Here is a 12,880-nt window from a genome sequence, read left to right as displayed (position 1 = left end):
GGTTCGGTCGGATCGATGCGTTCACCTGAGCGGTACGACTGACCGCTGCCCGAAACGCTAAGCAGCAGTCTCCGACCCCGTCAAGAGCTCGGGCCAACCATTCTCGTCCGGGATGGTTTCCGCCGCGTAACGCCTGTTTTCCGGGGAAGGGCCGCACGAACTTCACGCGCGGTAACCCCTTGACGGCACCGTTGCGCCTGTCTAGCGTCGGCTCCCACAGGCGAAACAGCGTTTCTGCCAGCGGAACAACTGGGAACGTCTCCCTCCTCCGCCTCACTCCAGGAGCCGCGATGCACCTGCGAGGGTTCACCAACCCGCTCTCGCCCACCGGATCCGCAAGCCTTGTCGAACCGCCCCCGCACCACATCGGTTCGGACGCCATCCGCGTGCTGTTCCGCGCGGGCGCCGACCTGGCCCGGCGCTACCTCCCGGAGCCGCTGGAGCCCGTCGAGGACGGCGTCGGCTTCGCGTTCGTGGCCGACATGATCAAGGTCAGCGACAGCGACCCCGACCAGGCGTTCACGTCGCCCCGCCGCACCCAGTACGGCGAGGGCATCATCGGCTTCTACGCCACCTACCGCGGCGAGCCCGGCCGGTTCAGCACCTTCATCTGGGTGACCGAGGACTGGTCGATGGGCTTCGGCAACGTGATGGGCTGGGGCAAGAAGATCGGCGAGGTCCGGCGGACCCACATCAACCCGTACAACCCGGCGATGGGCCCCATCGGACCGGGCACCAAGCTGTCCGGGTCGGTCAGCCGGCTCGGCGAGCGGGTGCTCGACGTCGGCATCGAGATCACCGAGGCGATCGAGGCGTCGCAGATGCCGGCGTACGGCAACAGGGGCTTCCTGCTGTCGCACCAGCCGTCGCCGTCGCCCGCCGTCCCGACCCGCACGAGCCTGCTCGGACTCCAGCTCTCGAACGTCCGCACCGGCGACGTGTTCCGGGGCACCCCGCACCTCACGATCCACGACGCCGTCAACGAGGACCTCGCGCTCCTGCGCGACGTGGAGCCGTTCGCGGCGTACGCGTTCAAGCAGGGCTGGACCACCGACACCGTCGCCCAGGTGCTCCACGACTACCCGCCGGAGCAGGCACGGCAGGGCGTGGGGGAGGGCGCGTGAAGACCGTACGCGGCAAGCGTCCCGTCTACCTCGGCGATGCGCACACGGACCGGCTGCTGGCCGCCGTCGTCGTGCTCACCCAGGAAGTCGGCGTCCTGCAGCGCCGGGTCGCCGCGCTCGAGGCCGCGGCCGGCATCGAGGGCGACGATCCCGGCGCGGCATCGATCGCGATGAGCCGCCTGGTCAACGAGCTGACGGCCCGCGCCGAGCCGGCCGGGCCGACCCGGCAGGGAGACGCGCGATGAGCGGCCTCCCGAGGCTCGCCGACGGCCAGCTCGCGCACGCCGTGCTCGCGACGCCCAGCGTCGGCGAGGCCTACCGGCAGCAGGAGATCTGGGACCTGAAGACGCGGCTCGCCTACGACGTCGCCGGCCGGATCCGCGAGCGGTACGAGACCGAGATCGCGCCGGCCTACGCCAGTGCGCACGGCTCGGCCCCCACCAGCCGCCACGTGATCGGCGAGCTGATGGCCGAGGATCCGGCCACCCAGATGTGGAGCGCGCTGCGCCGCAGCGGCCAGGAGCAGATGTGGGACCTGGTCGCGCAGAGCACCGCCCGGCAGCTGGCCCGGCTCACCGACACCGCGGGCGCCCTCCTGGGCAGCGCCGGGTCGCTCAGCCTGGACGCTACGGTGCAGGTTCCGGCGTACCTGCAGACCGTCGACATCCACTGCATGCCGACCGGCTACTACCGTGAGACCGCGCCCGACGACCTCACTGCCGGCGCGCTCTACGACCGCGGTGTGTACATCTACGCCGCCGGCCAGCTCGGCGCGGCCAACGACGACAAGGGCCGCTCGGTCATCGAGCACTACCTCGACGTGCGCTACCCCGACCTCGCGCCGGCCGCGATCCTCGACATGGGTTGCTCGGTCGGCCACAGCACGCTGCCCTACGTCGAGCGCTACCCCGGGGCGGAGGTGCACGCGATCGATGTCGCCGCCCCGATGCTGCGCTACGCCCACGCCCGGGCGGCGTCGTTCGGTCTGCCGGTGCACTTCTCCCAGCGCGACGCGGAGGCGACCGGCTTCGCGGCCGGAAGCTTCGACCTCGTCGTCTCGCACATCCTGCTCCACGAGACCAGCACGAAGGCCGTGCAGAACATCCTGGCCGAGAGCTTCCGGCTGCTGAAGCCGGGCGGCCTGATGATCCACGCGGAGTACCCGCCGTTCACGACGATGGATCCCTTCGCGCAGTTCCTCGTCGAGTGGGACACCACCAACAACAACGAGCCGTTCTGGAGCACTGTCCGGACGCTCGACCTCGAGGCCATGGCCGTCCGCGCGGGCTTCGAGCCCGGCAAGGTCAGCCGCGAGCTGATCCCGACCGGCCGCCGCCTGGTGACCGGTCAGTCCTCCGCGGGCCGCATCGGCCTGATCGTCGCACGCCGCTAGTCAACCCCCGTCTCGCGGCGCACCCACCGGACCTCGGTCCAGGCGCCAGACCCCACGCACGGAGCGTGGGTGCATCGAAGGAGATTCATGTTCCGTCGTCCTTTCGCGCTGGCCGCCGCCCTGTCGGCGCTGGCGCTCGTCGCTTCGGCCTGTGGTGGTGCCAAGGACAGCGGGACCCCCGCTGCCGGTGGCCTCACGTCGGTCAACTACGTCACCACGGCCACGGTGCCGGGCTCGACGCAGATCGCGTTGTACGCGGTCCCCAAGCAGATGGGCTTCTTCAAGGAGGAAGGGCTCGAGGCCAACCTGAAGACGGCCAACGGCTCCTCCGCGGCGCTGCAGGTGATCGCCTCCGGTGACGCGCTGGCCACCAACGCCGAGGTCGCCTCCACCATGGCCGCGGTCGAGCAGGGCGTCCAGGTCAGGACGATCGGCTCGATCAACACCTCCTTCCCGTGGAAGATCGGCATCCCGGCCGGCTCGAACATCAAGTCGCCCGCCGACCTCAAGGGCAAGAAGATCGGCGTCATCTCGCTGGCCTCGGGCTCGAACCTGTTCACGCGCTCCTTCCTGAACGAGAACGGCATCAACCCGGACAAGGACGTCAAGATCCTTCCGGTGGGCCAGGGCACGCAGGCCAAGGCGGCCCTCGACAGCGGCCAGGTCGACGCGATCGCGCTCTACGCCGAGCTGTTCTCGCAGCTCGAACAGGCCGGCAGCAAGTTCACCTACCTGGACAACCCGTCGCTGTTCGACGGCATGCCGAGCATCTCCTTCACCGTCAGTGCCCGCACCCTGAGCGGCAAGGACCGGGAGCTGGCGGTGAAGTACGCCCGCGCCGCCTACAAGGGCCTGATGTTCGCCCGCCTCAACCCCGAGGCGGCCGTCGAGATGGGCCTGAAGACGTTCCCCGAGCTCGCCGGCACCGGCGGCGACACCCCCAAGCGCCGCGCCGAGCTGCTGACCCTGCTCAAGGCATGGATGACGACCTCCACCCCGCAGACCGACGACACGTCCGCCTGGCCGGCGTGGGGCCAGCTCAGCGACGACCAGCTCAAGAAGGCGGCGCAGTGGGCCGTCTCCACGGGCCAGGTGAAGAAGGAGCCGAACGTCGCCGACGTCTTCGACGGCTCGCTGATCAAGGAGATCAACGACTTCGATCACGACGCCGTGATCAAGGCCGCGAAGGACTACAAGACCGCCGGCTAGCCCCGGCCGATCACCGGGTGCGCGGCCCGGCCCTCTCGGGCCGCACACCCGGACCACCCGCACGGACCACCCACGCCGACCAAGGAGTCCTGGTGAGCACCACCTCAGACGCCGGCCCAGGCACGCACTGGGACGTCATCGTCGTCGGAGCCGGAGCCGGCGGCATGTCCACCGCGATCTTCGCCGCGCGCAGCGGCGCCCGCGTGCTGGTCATCGACGCCGCCCCGGAAGAGGGCGGTGCCCTCCACCTGGCCACCGGCCAGCTCAGCGCCGCCGGCACCCGGCTGCAGCGGTCGAAGGGCATCGAGGACACCCCTGAGGCGCATTTCGCCGACATCGTCCGGATCAGCAAGGACACGGCCGACCGCGAGCTGGCCTGGCTGGCCGTCTCCAACGCCGCCGCGACCATCGACTGGCTGCTGGACGACCTGGGTATGCCGGTGCTGCCCGAGCACCCGGTCCGCGGCCAGAACCACGAGCACTACAGCCAGGACCGCTACTACTGGGGACCCGACCTCGGTCGCTCGATTCTCGCCGCGGTCCGCGCGCCGTTGCGTGAGCTGATCGGCAGCGGCGCGGTCACCGCGCGCTTCGGCACCGAGGTCGTCGGCCTGGTCCAGGACCCTGCGGAGGCCGGCGGCCGCGTGACCGGCGTCGTCACCCGGCCCACCGGCGACGCGAAGGCCGGCCGCGAGGAGCACCGCGGTGCCAACGTCGTGCTCGCCACCGGCGGCTACAACGCCGATCCCGCGCTCTTCCAGAAGATGAACGGCGTCCGCGCGTACGCCGACGCCTCATACCGTTTCGCGAAGGGCGCCGGCCACCGGCTGGGCGTCGAGGCGGGCGGCTACACCCGCAACCACGACCTCTACCTGTGCTCGTTCGGCTCGGTCCTCGACCACGACGAGTTCCCCGCACCCGTGCTGTGCCGGCCCGTGCACTGGCCCGAGATGCGCATGCCGTGGGAGATCTACGTGAACGTCGAGGGCCTGCGGTTCGTCGCCGAGGACGAACCCAGCGTCGACGTGCGCGAGCACGCGCTGCTGCGCCAGACCGACCTGCGCCGGTACATCGTGCTCGACGAGCGGATGCTGCGCGAGGCGCCGCCGATGATCCCGGGCTGGAGCGCCGACGACGTGCGGGCGCGCGCCGGGCGGCACCCCATGTTCCACGTCGCCGACGACCTGCGCACGCTGGCCGAGGCGGCCGGCATCGACGCCGGCAACCTGGTGGCCACCGTCGAGGAGTACAACGCGTGCCTCGACGGCAAGGACCCGCTCGGGCGGGAGTTCCGCCCGCTGCCGCTCGCCGAGGCGCCGTTCTACGCGATCCGGGTGCAGGGCATGTCGATCACCTCGACGGCCGGCCTGGCCGTCGACGCCGGGCTGCGCGTCGTACGCCCGGACGGCACGGCCGTGCCCGGCCTCTACGCCATCGGCGAGTTGCTCGGCTCGGGCGCGTTCATGGGCAACTCGTTCTGCGGCGGCATGCTCGCCACCCCGGCGATGACCTTCGGCCGGCTGCTCGGCGACAGGATCCTCACGTGGTGAGCGCGGCGGGCGCCGGCCCCCTCGCCGGCATCCGGGTCATCGACCTCTCGACCATCCTGGCCGGCCCGCTGGCCTGTCAGCTCCTCGGCGACTACGGCGCCGAGGTCATCAAGATCGAGCACCCCGTGAAGGGCGACGGCATGCGCGGCCACGGGCCGAGCAAGGACGGCGTCGCCCTGTGGTGGAAGGAGATCTCGCGCAACAAGCGCGCGGTCGCGCTGAACATCAAGGACCCCGACGGCGCCGCCGTGCTGCTCGACCTGGTCGCCACCGCCGACGTGCTGGTCGAGAACTTCCGGCCGGGCACGCTCGAGAAGTGGGGCCTGGGGCCGTCCGTCCTGCACGCCCGCAATCCGCGCCTCGTGGTCGCCCGGGTCACCGGCTTCGGACAGACCGGCCCGTACGCGCAGCGCGCCGGCTTCGGCACCCTGGTCGAGGCGATGAGCGGGTTCGCGTACCTCACCGGCCCCGCCGACGGCCCGCCCACGCTCCCGGCGTTCGGCCTCGCCGACAGCATCTGCGGCATCGCCGCCTCCTCGGCGATCGCGATGGCGCTGCTGCACCGCGAGCGCACGGGCGAAGGACAGGTCATCGACCTCGACCTGCTCAGCCCGCTGACGACGGCGGTCGGGCCCGGCCCCACGGCCTACCAGCAGCTCGGCATCGTCGAGACCCGGCACGGCAACCGCTCGACCAACAACGCGCCGCGAAACACCTACCAGACCCGCGACGGTCACTGGGTCGCGGTGTCCTCCAGCGCCCAGTCGATCGCCGAGCGGGTGATGCGCCTCGTCGGGCACCCCGAGGTGATCGACGAGCCCTGGTTCGCCTCCGGGCGCGGCCGGGCCGGGCACGCGGACGAGATCGACGCCTACGTCGGCGGCTGGGTCGGCGAGCGCGATCGCGACGAGGTGGTGCGCGCCTTCACCGAGGCCGGCGCCGCCGTCGCGCCCATCTACTCCGCGCGCGATCTCGTCGAGGACGAGCACGTCCGCTCCACCGGCATGCTCACCGAGGTCGAGGACGACGAGCTCGGCCCGGTGCTCATGCACAACGTGATGTGGCGGATGTCGGCGTCCCCCGGTGCCATCCGCTTCACCGGACGCCCGCTGGGCGCCGACACCGAGGACGTCCTGGCCGGCCTCGGCTACGACGCCGACCGCGTCGACGACCTGCGCTCCCGGCAGGTCATCGCTTGATCCACCCGCACGACAGTCATTCCCACCAGCAAGGAGAGCACGTGCACGACTCGGCCGCCACCGTCGACCCCCTCATCGCCGCGGTCAGCGCCGGCGTCGAGGTCCACGACCTCGGCCGCACCCTGCGCATCGGCATGCCGCAGTCGCCCAACCACCCGCCGTACTGGCACGCGCTGCCCCGGCGGCACGGCGACATGGTCCGCAGCGACGGCGGCTCGGCGGCCAACGACATGATCTCGATGGGCACGCACGTCGGCACCCACATCGACGCGCTGGCCCACGTGAGCCAGGACGGCCGGCTGGCCGACGGGTCCGACGCCCGCGAGGCGTCGCTGGGCGGCCGCTTCGACGCGCTCGGCGCGCACACCATCGACCCGATCGTGCGCACCGGGGTGCTGCTCGACGTCCCGACCGCCCTCGGCTCGCCGGAGGGCCTCGACGGCGGCTACGAGATCACGCCCGCCAACCTCGAGCTGACCGCGAAGGTGCAGGGCACGACGATCGAGGAAGGCGACGTCGTGCTCATCCGCAGCGGCTGGGGCCGGCACTTCGACGACTACGCGACCTTCGTCGGCAAGGAGACCGGCGTCCCGGGCGTGGGCGAGGACGGCGCGACCTGGCTCGCCGACCGCCGGCCGCACGCCGTCGGCGCCGACACCATCGCCTTCGAGTGCCTCAAGCCCGGCGCCGGTCACGGGCTCCTGCCGGCCCACCGCGTGCTGCTCGTCGAGCGCGGCATCTACATCATCGAGGCGATGGTCCTCGACGACCTCGCGGCGGCCGGCGTGCACCGGTTCACCTTCGTGCTCTCGCCGCTCAAGCTGTACGGCGCCACCGGCTCGCCGGTCCGTCCGCTGGCGGTGGTCTCCCGTGGCTGAACCCACGCTCTCCCGCCGGATCGCGGAGCTGGCGGCCGAGACGGACCTGGGCCGGCTGCCGGCCGACGTGGTGGCCAGCACCCGGCTGCGGGTCCTCGACACGCTGGGCCTGGCGCTGCGGGCACAGGAGCTCGACTCCAGCCGGGCGGTCATCGGCTACGTCGCCGACCAGGGCGGCCGGGCCGAGGCCACCGCGATCGGCGTCGCCGGCCGGGTGCCGGCGGCCCTCGCGGCGCTGGTCAACGGCACGCTCGCGCACTCCCTCGACTACGACGACACACACCTGCCGTCCGTACTGCACCCCAGCGCCGGCGTCGTTCCGGCCGCGCTCGCCGCGGCCGAGGCGGTCGGCGCTTCGGGCGCCGAGCTGGTCGCCGCGGTGGCGGTCGGGATCGAGACCTGCGTGCGGATCGGCATGGCCGGTTACGACAAGGAGTCGGGCAACTCGACCTTCTTCGAGCACGGCCAGCACGCCACCTCGATCTGCGGCGCGCTCGGCGGCGCGGTCGCGGCCGGCATGCTGCACAGGCTCGACGCCGACGGCATCCAGTCGTCCCTGGGCGTGGCCGCCTCGATGGCCTCCGGCATCATCGAGGCGAACCGCACCGGTGGCACCGTGAAGCGGCTGCACTGCGGCTGGGCCGCGCACAGCGCGGTCACCGCCGCCGACCTGACCCGGCGCGGTCTCACCGGTCCGCCGACCGCCCTCGAGGGCCGGTTCGGCTTCTTCCAGGCGTTCCTGCACGGCACGTTCGACGCCGGCCAGGTGACCGACCGGCTCGGCGAGCAGTGGGCGGTCCCGGGCATCTTCTTCAAGCCCTATCCGGCCAACCACTTCACCCACACCACCATCGACGCGGCGGCCGAGCTGCGCCGCCGCGGCGTGCGCCCGGAGGACGTCGAGTCCATCGAGGTCGGCGTGCCGGGCCCGGTCATCCGGACCATCGGCGAGCCGATCGAGGTCAAGCGCGCGCCCCGGACCGGATACCAGGCGCAGTTCTCGGCGCCGTACGCCGTAACCGTCGGCCTGCTCGGCGGCGGCGGCCTGGGTGCGGCCCTGGAGGACTACACCGACGAGCTCGCGGCCGACCCGCTGCGCCGCGAGCTGATGGCGAAGGTGAGCGTCGTCGCCGACCCGCGCTGCGACGCGATCTTCCCCCACCAGTTCCCGGCCGTGCTCACCGCGCGGCTGAGCGGCGGCCGTACGGAGACCGTCGAGGTCCTCGCCAACCGCGGCGGGGACCAGCGACCACTGACCGACGAAGAGGTCGGGCGCAAGTTCGCCGACAACGCCGGCGCGGCCCTCCCGGCCGGCGAGGCCGAGCGGCTGCGCCGCGCCGTCCTCGCCCTCGACACGCTCGCCGACGTGCGAGCCCTGCTGCACCCGTGATCCCGGAAGGACAACGACCCATGACCCACTACGACCTGATCGTCCGTGACGTCCGGGTGGTCTCCCACGATGCGCCCGAGCCCGTCCCGGCCGACATCGGCGTCGTCGACGGCAAGATCGTGGCCGTCGCGCAGGGCCTCGACACCAGCGACGCCGCCGAGGTCGTCGACGGCGGGGGCAAGCTCGCCTTCCCCGGTGTCGTCGACGCCCACCAGCACTGGGGCATCTACAACCCGCTCGCCGTCGACACCGAGGTGGAGAGCCGGGCCGCGGCTCAGGGCGGTGTCACCACCGGCGTGAGCTACATGCGCACCGGGCAGTACTACCTCAACAAGGGCGGCGCCTACGCCGACGTCTTCCCCGAGGTGCTCGAGCTCTCCGGCGGCAAGGCCTTCATCGACTACGGCTTCCACCTCGCGCCGATGAGCAAGGAACACATCGACGAGATCCCGATGCTGGTCGACAGGTTCGGCGTCACGTCGTTCAAGATCTTCATGTTCTACGGCAGCCACGGTCTGCACGGCCGCTCGTCGGACCAGTCGAAGTTCCTGATGACGCCCGAGGGCGAGCGCTACGACATCGCGCACTTCGAGTTCGTGATGCGCGGCATCCAGAAGGCCCGCCAGCAGTACCCCGACAAGGCCGAGGCGATCTCGCTCAGCCTGCACTGCGAGACCGCCGAGATCATGGCGGCCTACACGAAGCTGGTCGAGGAGGACGGCAAGCTCACCGGTCTCGAGGCCTACTCCGCCTCGCGGCCGCCGCACTCGGAGGGCCTGGCGATCTCGATCGCGGCGTACCTCGCCCACGAGACCGGCCTGCCGAAGATCAATCTGCTCCACCTCAGCTCGGCGAAGGCCGTCGAGGCCGCGCTGCTGATGGCGAGGACGTTCCCGCACATCGACTTCCGTCGCGAGGTCACCATCGGCCACCTGGTGGCCGACATCCACACGGCGTCGGGCATCGGCGGGAAGGTGAACCCGCCGCTGCGCCCGCGCGAGGACGTCGAGGTGCTGTGGGAGCACCTGCTCGCCGGCGACCTCGACTGGGTCGTCTCCGACCACGCCTGCTGCCGTGACGAGCAGAAGTTCGGCGACGACCGCGACGACGTCTTCCTGGCCAAGTCCGGCTTCGGCGGCGCGGAGTACCTCCTGCCCGCCCTGGTCAGCGAGGGACGCAAGCGCGGCCTCGGCTGGGACCGCATCGCCGCCCTCACCTCGTGGAACCCCGCGCAGCGCTTCGGCCTGCCGACCAAGGGGGCCATCAAGGAGGGCTACGACGCCGACCTGTGCCTCCTGGACGCGGACCACCCGTGGACGATCCGCGCCGCCGACTCGCTCTCGGCCCAGGAGTACACGCCGTTCGAGGGCTTCGAGCTGAGCGCCGCCGTCACCGACACGTTCGTGCGCGGCATGCGGGTGCTCACCGACGGCGTCATCACCGGCGAGCCGCGCGGCCGGTTCCTGCACCGCCCCACGGGCCGGGCCGGCGCGTGACGCTGTCGCCCGACCTCGTTGCCCTGTACGTCCCCGGTGACCGGCCGGCGCTGTTCGACAAGGCGCTGGCCGGACCGGCGGACGTCGTGATCCTCGACCTCGAGGACGCCGTCCCGGCGGCCGGCAAGGACGGCGCGCGGGCCGCGGTACGCGACTGGCTCAGCGCGATCCCCGCGGACTCCCGCGCCCGGGTTTCGGTGCGGGTCAACGCCGTCGGCACGCCGGCGTGCGGCGCCGACCTCGCGGCCCTGGCCGGCGTCACCGGGTTCCACTCGGTTCGCGTACCCAAGGTCGAGTCGCCCACCGACGTCGCGCGGATCGCCGGCGCGCTCGGGCAGGTCCCCGTGCACGCCCTGCTGGAGTCGGCCGTCGGGATCGAGGCCGCGGCCGCGATCGCCCACACCCCGCAGGTCGCCGCGCTCGCCCTGGGCGAGGCGGACCTGCGCAGCGACCTCGGCGTCACCTCCGACGACGGCCTCGCGTGGGCGCGCTCGCGGGTGGTCGTCGCGGCCCGGGCCGCCGGCCTGCCCGCGCCGATGATGTCGGCCTGGACCGACCTCGCCGACACCGACGGGCTGGTCGCCTCCTGCCGCGCCGGCCGGGCAATGGGCTTCCTCGGCCGCACCGCCATCCACCCGAAGCAGGTCGAGCCGATCCTGTCGGGCTTCGCGCCGGGCGCCGACGAGGTCGCCGCCGCCGAGGCACTGCTCGACAGCCTCGCCGCCGCCGGGGCCGACGGCCGCGCCGTCGCGGTCACCGCGACGGGCCGGATGGTCGACCCGGCGATGGTCCGCGGCGCCCAGCGCACCCTCGCGGTCCACGCCCGCATCAGCAGTCGCCTCGGCACCCCGTCCTGACCACCCTCACCCATACCGGGAGTTGCCCACCATGACCGTCGTCCCGCACTGGATCTCCGGCACCGAGCTGCCTCCGGCCGGCCGCACCGCCCCGGTGACCGACCCGGCCACCGGGGCGGAGACCGCCCGGGTCGGCCTGGCCGACCGGGCCGTGGCCGACGCCGCAGTGAAGGCCGCGACGAGCGCGTTCGCCGAGTGGAGCGAGACCTCGCTCGCCCGTCGTACCACGGTGCTCTTCCGGTTCCGTGAGCTGCTCAACGAGCGCTCGGACGAACTGGCGGCGATCATCACCGCCGAGCACGGCAAGGTCCTCGACGATGCTCGCGGCGAGGTCGCCCGCGGGCGGGAGGTCGTCGAGTTCGCGTGCGGCATGCCGCACCTGCTCAAGGGCGGGTTCACCGAGAACGCCTCGACCGCGGTCGACGTGCACTCGCTGCGCCAGCCCCTCGGGCCGGTCGCCATCATCAGCCCGTTCAACTTCCCGGCGATGGTGCCCATGTGGTTCTTCCCGATCGCGATCGCGGCAGGGAACACCGTCGTGCTCAAGCCCAGCGAGAAGGTGCCCTCCGCCGCGCTGTGGCTGGCCCGGCTCTGGCAGGAGGCCGGCCTGCCCGACGGCGTCTTCAACGTCGTCAACGGCGACAAGGAGGCGGTCGACGCCCTGCTCGAGCACCCCGACGTGGCGGCCGTGTCGTTCGTCGGCTCCACCCCGGTCGCGGCCTATGTGCACGAGACCGCGAGCCGTCACGGGAAGCGGGTCCAGGCCCTCGGAGGGGCCAAGAACCACATGCTGGTGCTGCCCGACGCCGACCTCGACCTCGCGGCCGACCAGGCGGTCAACGCCGGGTTCGGCTCGGCCGGCCAGCGCTGCATGGCGATCTCGGTGGTCGTCGCGGTGGGCGACGTGGCCGACCCGCTGGTCGAGCGGATCGCCGAGCGGGCCCGGGGGCTGCGCACCGGTGACGGCCGCCGCGGCTGCGACATGGGACCGCTGGTCTCGGCCGCCGCGCGGGACCGGGTGGCGTCGTCCATCGCCGCCGGAGCGGCGGCCGGTGCCCGGGTGGTCGTCGACGGCCGGGAGGGCAGCTACGACGCCGACGGCGAGGGCTTCTTCGTCGGCCCGACCCTGCTCGACGGCGTCGAGCCCGGCATGTCCGTCTACGCCGACGAGATCTTCGGCCCGGTGCTCTCGGTCGTGCGGGTGGCGTCGTACGAGGAGGGCATCGCGCTGATCAACGCCAACCCCTACGGCAACGGCACCGCGATCTTCACCGCCGACGGCGGCGCCGCGCGGCGCTTCTGCCGGGAGGTGCAGGTCGGCATGGTGGGCGTCAACGTCCCGGTCCCGGTGCCGATGGCCTACTACTCGTTCGGCGGCTGGAAGTCCTCGCTCTTCGGTGACGTGCACGCGCACGGCACCGAGGGCGTGCACTTCTTCACCCGGGCCAAGGTCGTCACCACCCGCTGGAGCGAACCGAGCCGCCGCGGCCTGGAGCTGGGCTTCCCGGTCAACACCTGAGTCCCGGGGGAGCGGTTCCGGCCGGCCGGCGGCGCTACGCTCGCCACGATCGGCGTGCGCGAGCGCGACCGCGACGACTGGGACTGTCTCGACCAGTGCGTCGCGGCCACGCGCTCGGACAGCGCCGAGGTGAGCAGGGCCGGCGCGCGGTTCGTGTCGCTGTACCGGCGATTCATCTACGACAGCCTGCCGGCCAACTGGCCCGAGGTCTTCGCCGCCCTGCGGCCGAGCTGACGACCCGTGGTCCGGATATGCCACGCCCCCG

The 12,880-nt window shown here is 72.3% G+C and carries 12 protein-coding genes; all 12 read left to right on the top strand.

Annotation, left to right across the window (positions count from 1 at the left end; genetic code table 11):
- Window positions 1-290 precede the first annotated feature (290 nt).
- On the top strand, window positions 291-1,124 hold the full coding sequence (locus ABD352_RS11860; protein ID WP_344612345.1) for an acetoacetate decarboxylase family protein: 834 nt from the start codon (window positions 291-293) through the stop codon (window positions 1,122-1,124).
- Complete coding sequence (locus ABD352_RS11855) at window positions 1,121-1,369, top strand: hypothetical protein (protein ID WP_344612344.1); 249 nt, start codon at window positions 1,121-1,123, stop codon at window positions 1,367-1,369. The genes ABD352_RS11860 and ABD352_RS11855 overlap by 4 nt, the downstream gene beginning before the upstream one ends.
- The gene (locus ABD352_RS11850) at window positions 1,366-2,517 is read left to right on the top strand and encodes a class I SAM-dependent methyltransferase (RefSeq protein WP_344612343.1); all 1,152 of its coding nucleotides are present in this window, start codon (window positions 1,366-1,368) and stop codon (window positions 2,515-2,517) included. The genes ABD352_RS11855 and ABD352_RS11850 overlap by 4 nt, the downstream gene beginning before the upstream one ends.
- Before the next feature lie 87 nt (window positions 2,518-2,604).
- A complete protein-coding gene (locus ABD352_RS11845) occupies window positions 2,605-3,726 on the top strand; it encodes an ABC transporter substrate-binding protein (RefSeq protein ID WP_344612342.1) in 1,122 nt (373 codons plus the stop codon).
- Between the two features lie 92 nt (window positions 3,727-3,818).
- Window positions 3,819-5,276, top strand: coding sequence for an FAD-dependent oxidoreductase (locus ABD352_RS11840; protein ID WP_344612341.1), 1,458 nt, complete (start codon window positions 3,819-3,821; stop codon window positions 5,274-5,276).
- Complete coding sequence (locus ABD352_RS11835) at window positions 5,270-6,475, top strand: CaiB/BaiF CoA transferase family protein (protein ID WP_344612340.1); 1,206 nt, start codon at window positions 5,270-5,272, stop codon at window positions 6,473-6,475. Before ABD352_RS11840 ends, ABD352_RS11835 begins: the two co-directional genes overlap by 7 nt.
- 41 nt (window positions 6,476-6,516) lie before the next feature.
- Window positions 6,517-7,353, top strand: a complete 837-nt coding sequence (locus ABD352_RS11830; protein WP_344612339.1) for a cyclase family protein — start codon at window positions 6,517-6,519, stop codon at window positions 7,351-7,353.
- Window positions 7,346-8,743 (top strand): MmgE/PrpD family protein, encoded by a 1,398-nt coding sequence (locus ABD352_RS11825; protein ID WP_344612338.1) that lies wholly within the window; start codon window positions 7,346-7,348, stop codon window positions 8,741-8,743. Before ABD352_RS11830 ends, ABD352_RS11825 begins: the two co-directional genes overlap by 8 nt.
- A gap of 20 nt (window positions 8,744-8,763) precedes the next feature.
- Complete coding sequence (locus ABD352_RS11820; RefSeq protein WP_344612337.1) at window positions 8,764-10,239, top strand: dihydroorotase; 1,476 nt, start codon at window positions 8,764-8,766, stop codon at window positions 10,237-10,239.
- A complete protein-coding gene (locus ABD352_RS11815; protein WP_344612336.1) occupies window positions 10,236-11,096 on the top strand; it encodes an HpcH/HpaI aldolase/citrate lyase family protein in 861 nt (286 codons plus the stop codon). Before ABD352_RS11820 ends, ABD352_RS11815 begins: the two co-directional genes overlap by 4 nt.
- 31 nt (window positions 11,097-11,127) lie before the next feature.
- Window positions 11,128-12,615, top strand: coding sequence for a CoA-acylating methylmalonate-semialdehyde dehydrogenase (locus tag ABD352_RS11810; protein ID WP_344612335.1), 1,488 nt, complete (start codon window positions 11,128-11,130; stop codon window positions 12,613-12,615).
- A gap of 54 nt (window positions 12,616-12,669) precedes the next feature.
- The gene (locus ABD352_RS11805) at window positions 12,670-12,849 is read left to right on the top strand and encodes a hypothetical protein (RefSeq protein ID WP_344612334.1); all 180 of its coding nucleotides are present in this window, start codon (window positions 12,670-12,672) and stop codon (window positions 12,847-12,849) included.
- Window positions 12,850-12,880: the final 31 nt, after the last annotated feature.

The organism is Dactylosporangium salmoneum (genome assembly GCF_039532525.1).
Classification (GTDB): Bacteria; Actinomycetota; Actinomycetes; order Mycobacteriales; family Micromonosporaceae; genus Dactylosporangium; species Dactylosporangium salmoneum.
This window is presented reverse-complemented; position numbering and strand designations above follow the sequence as displayed.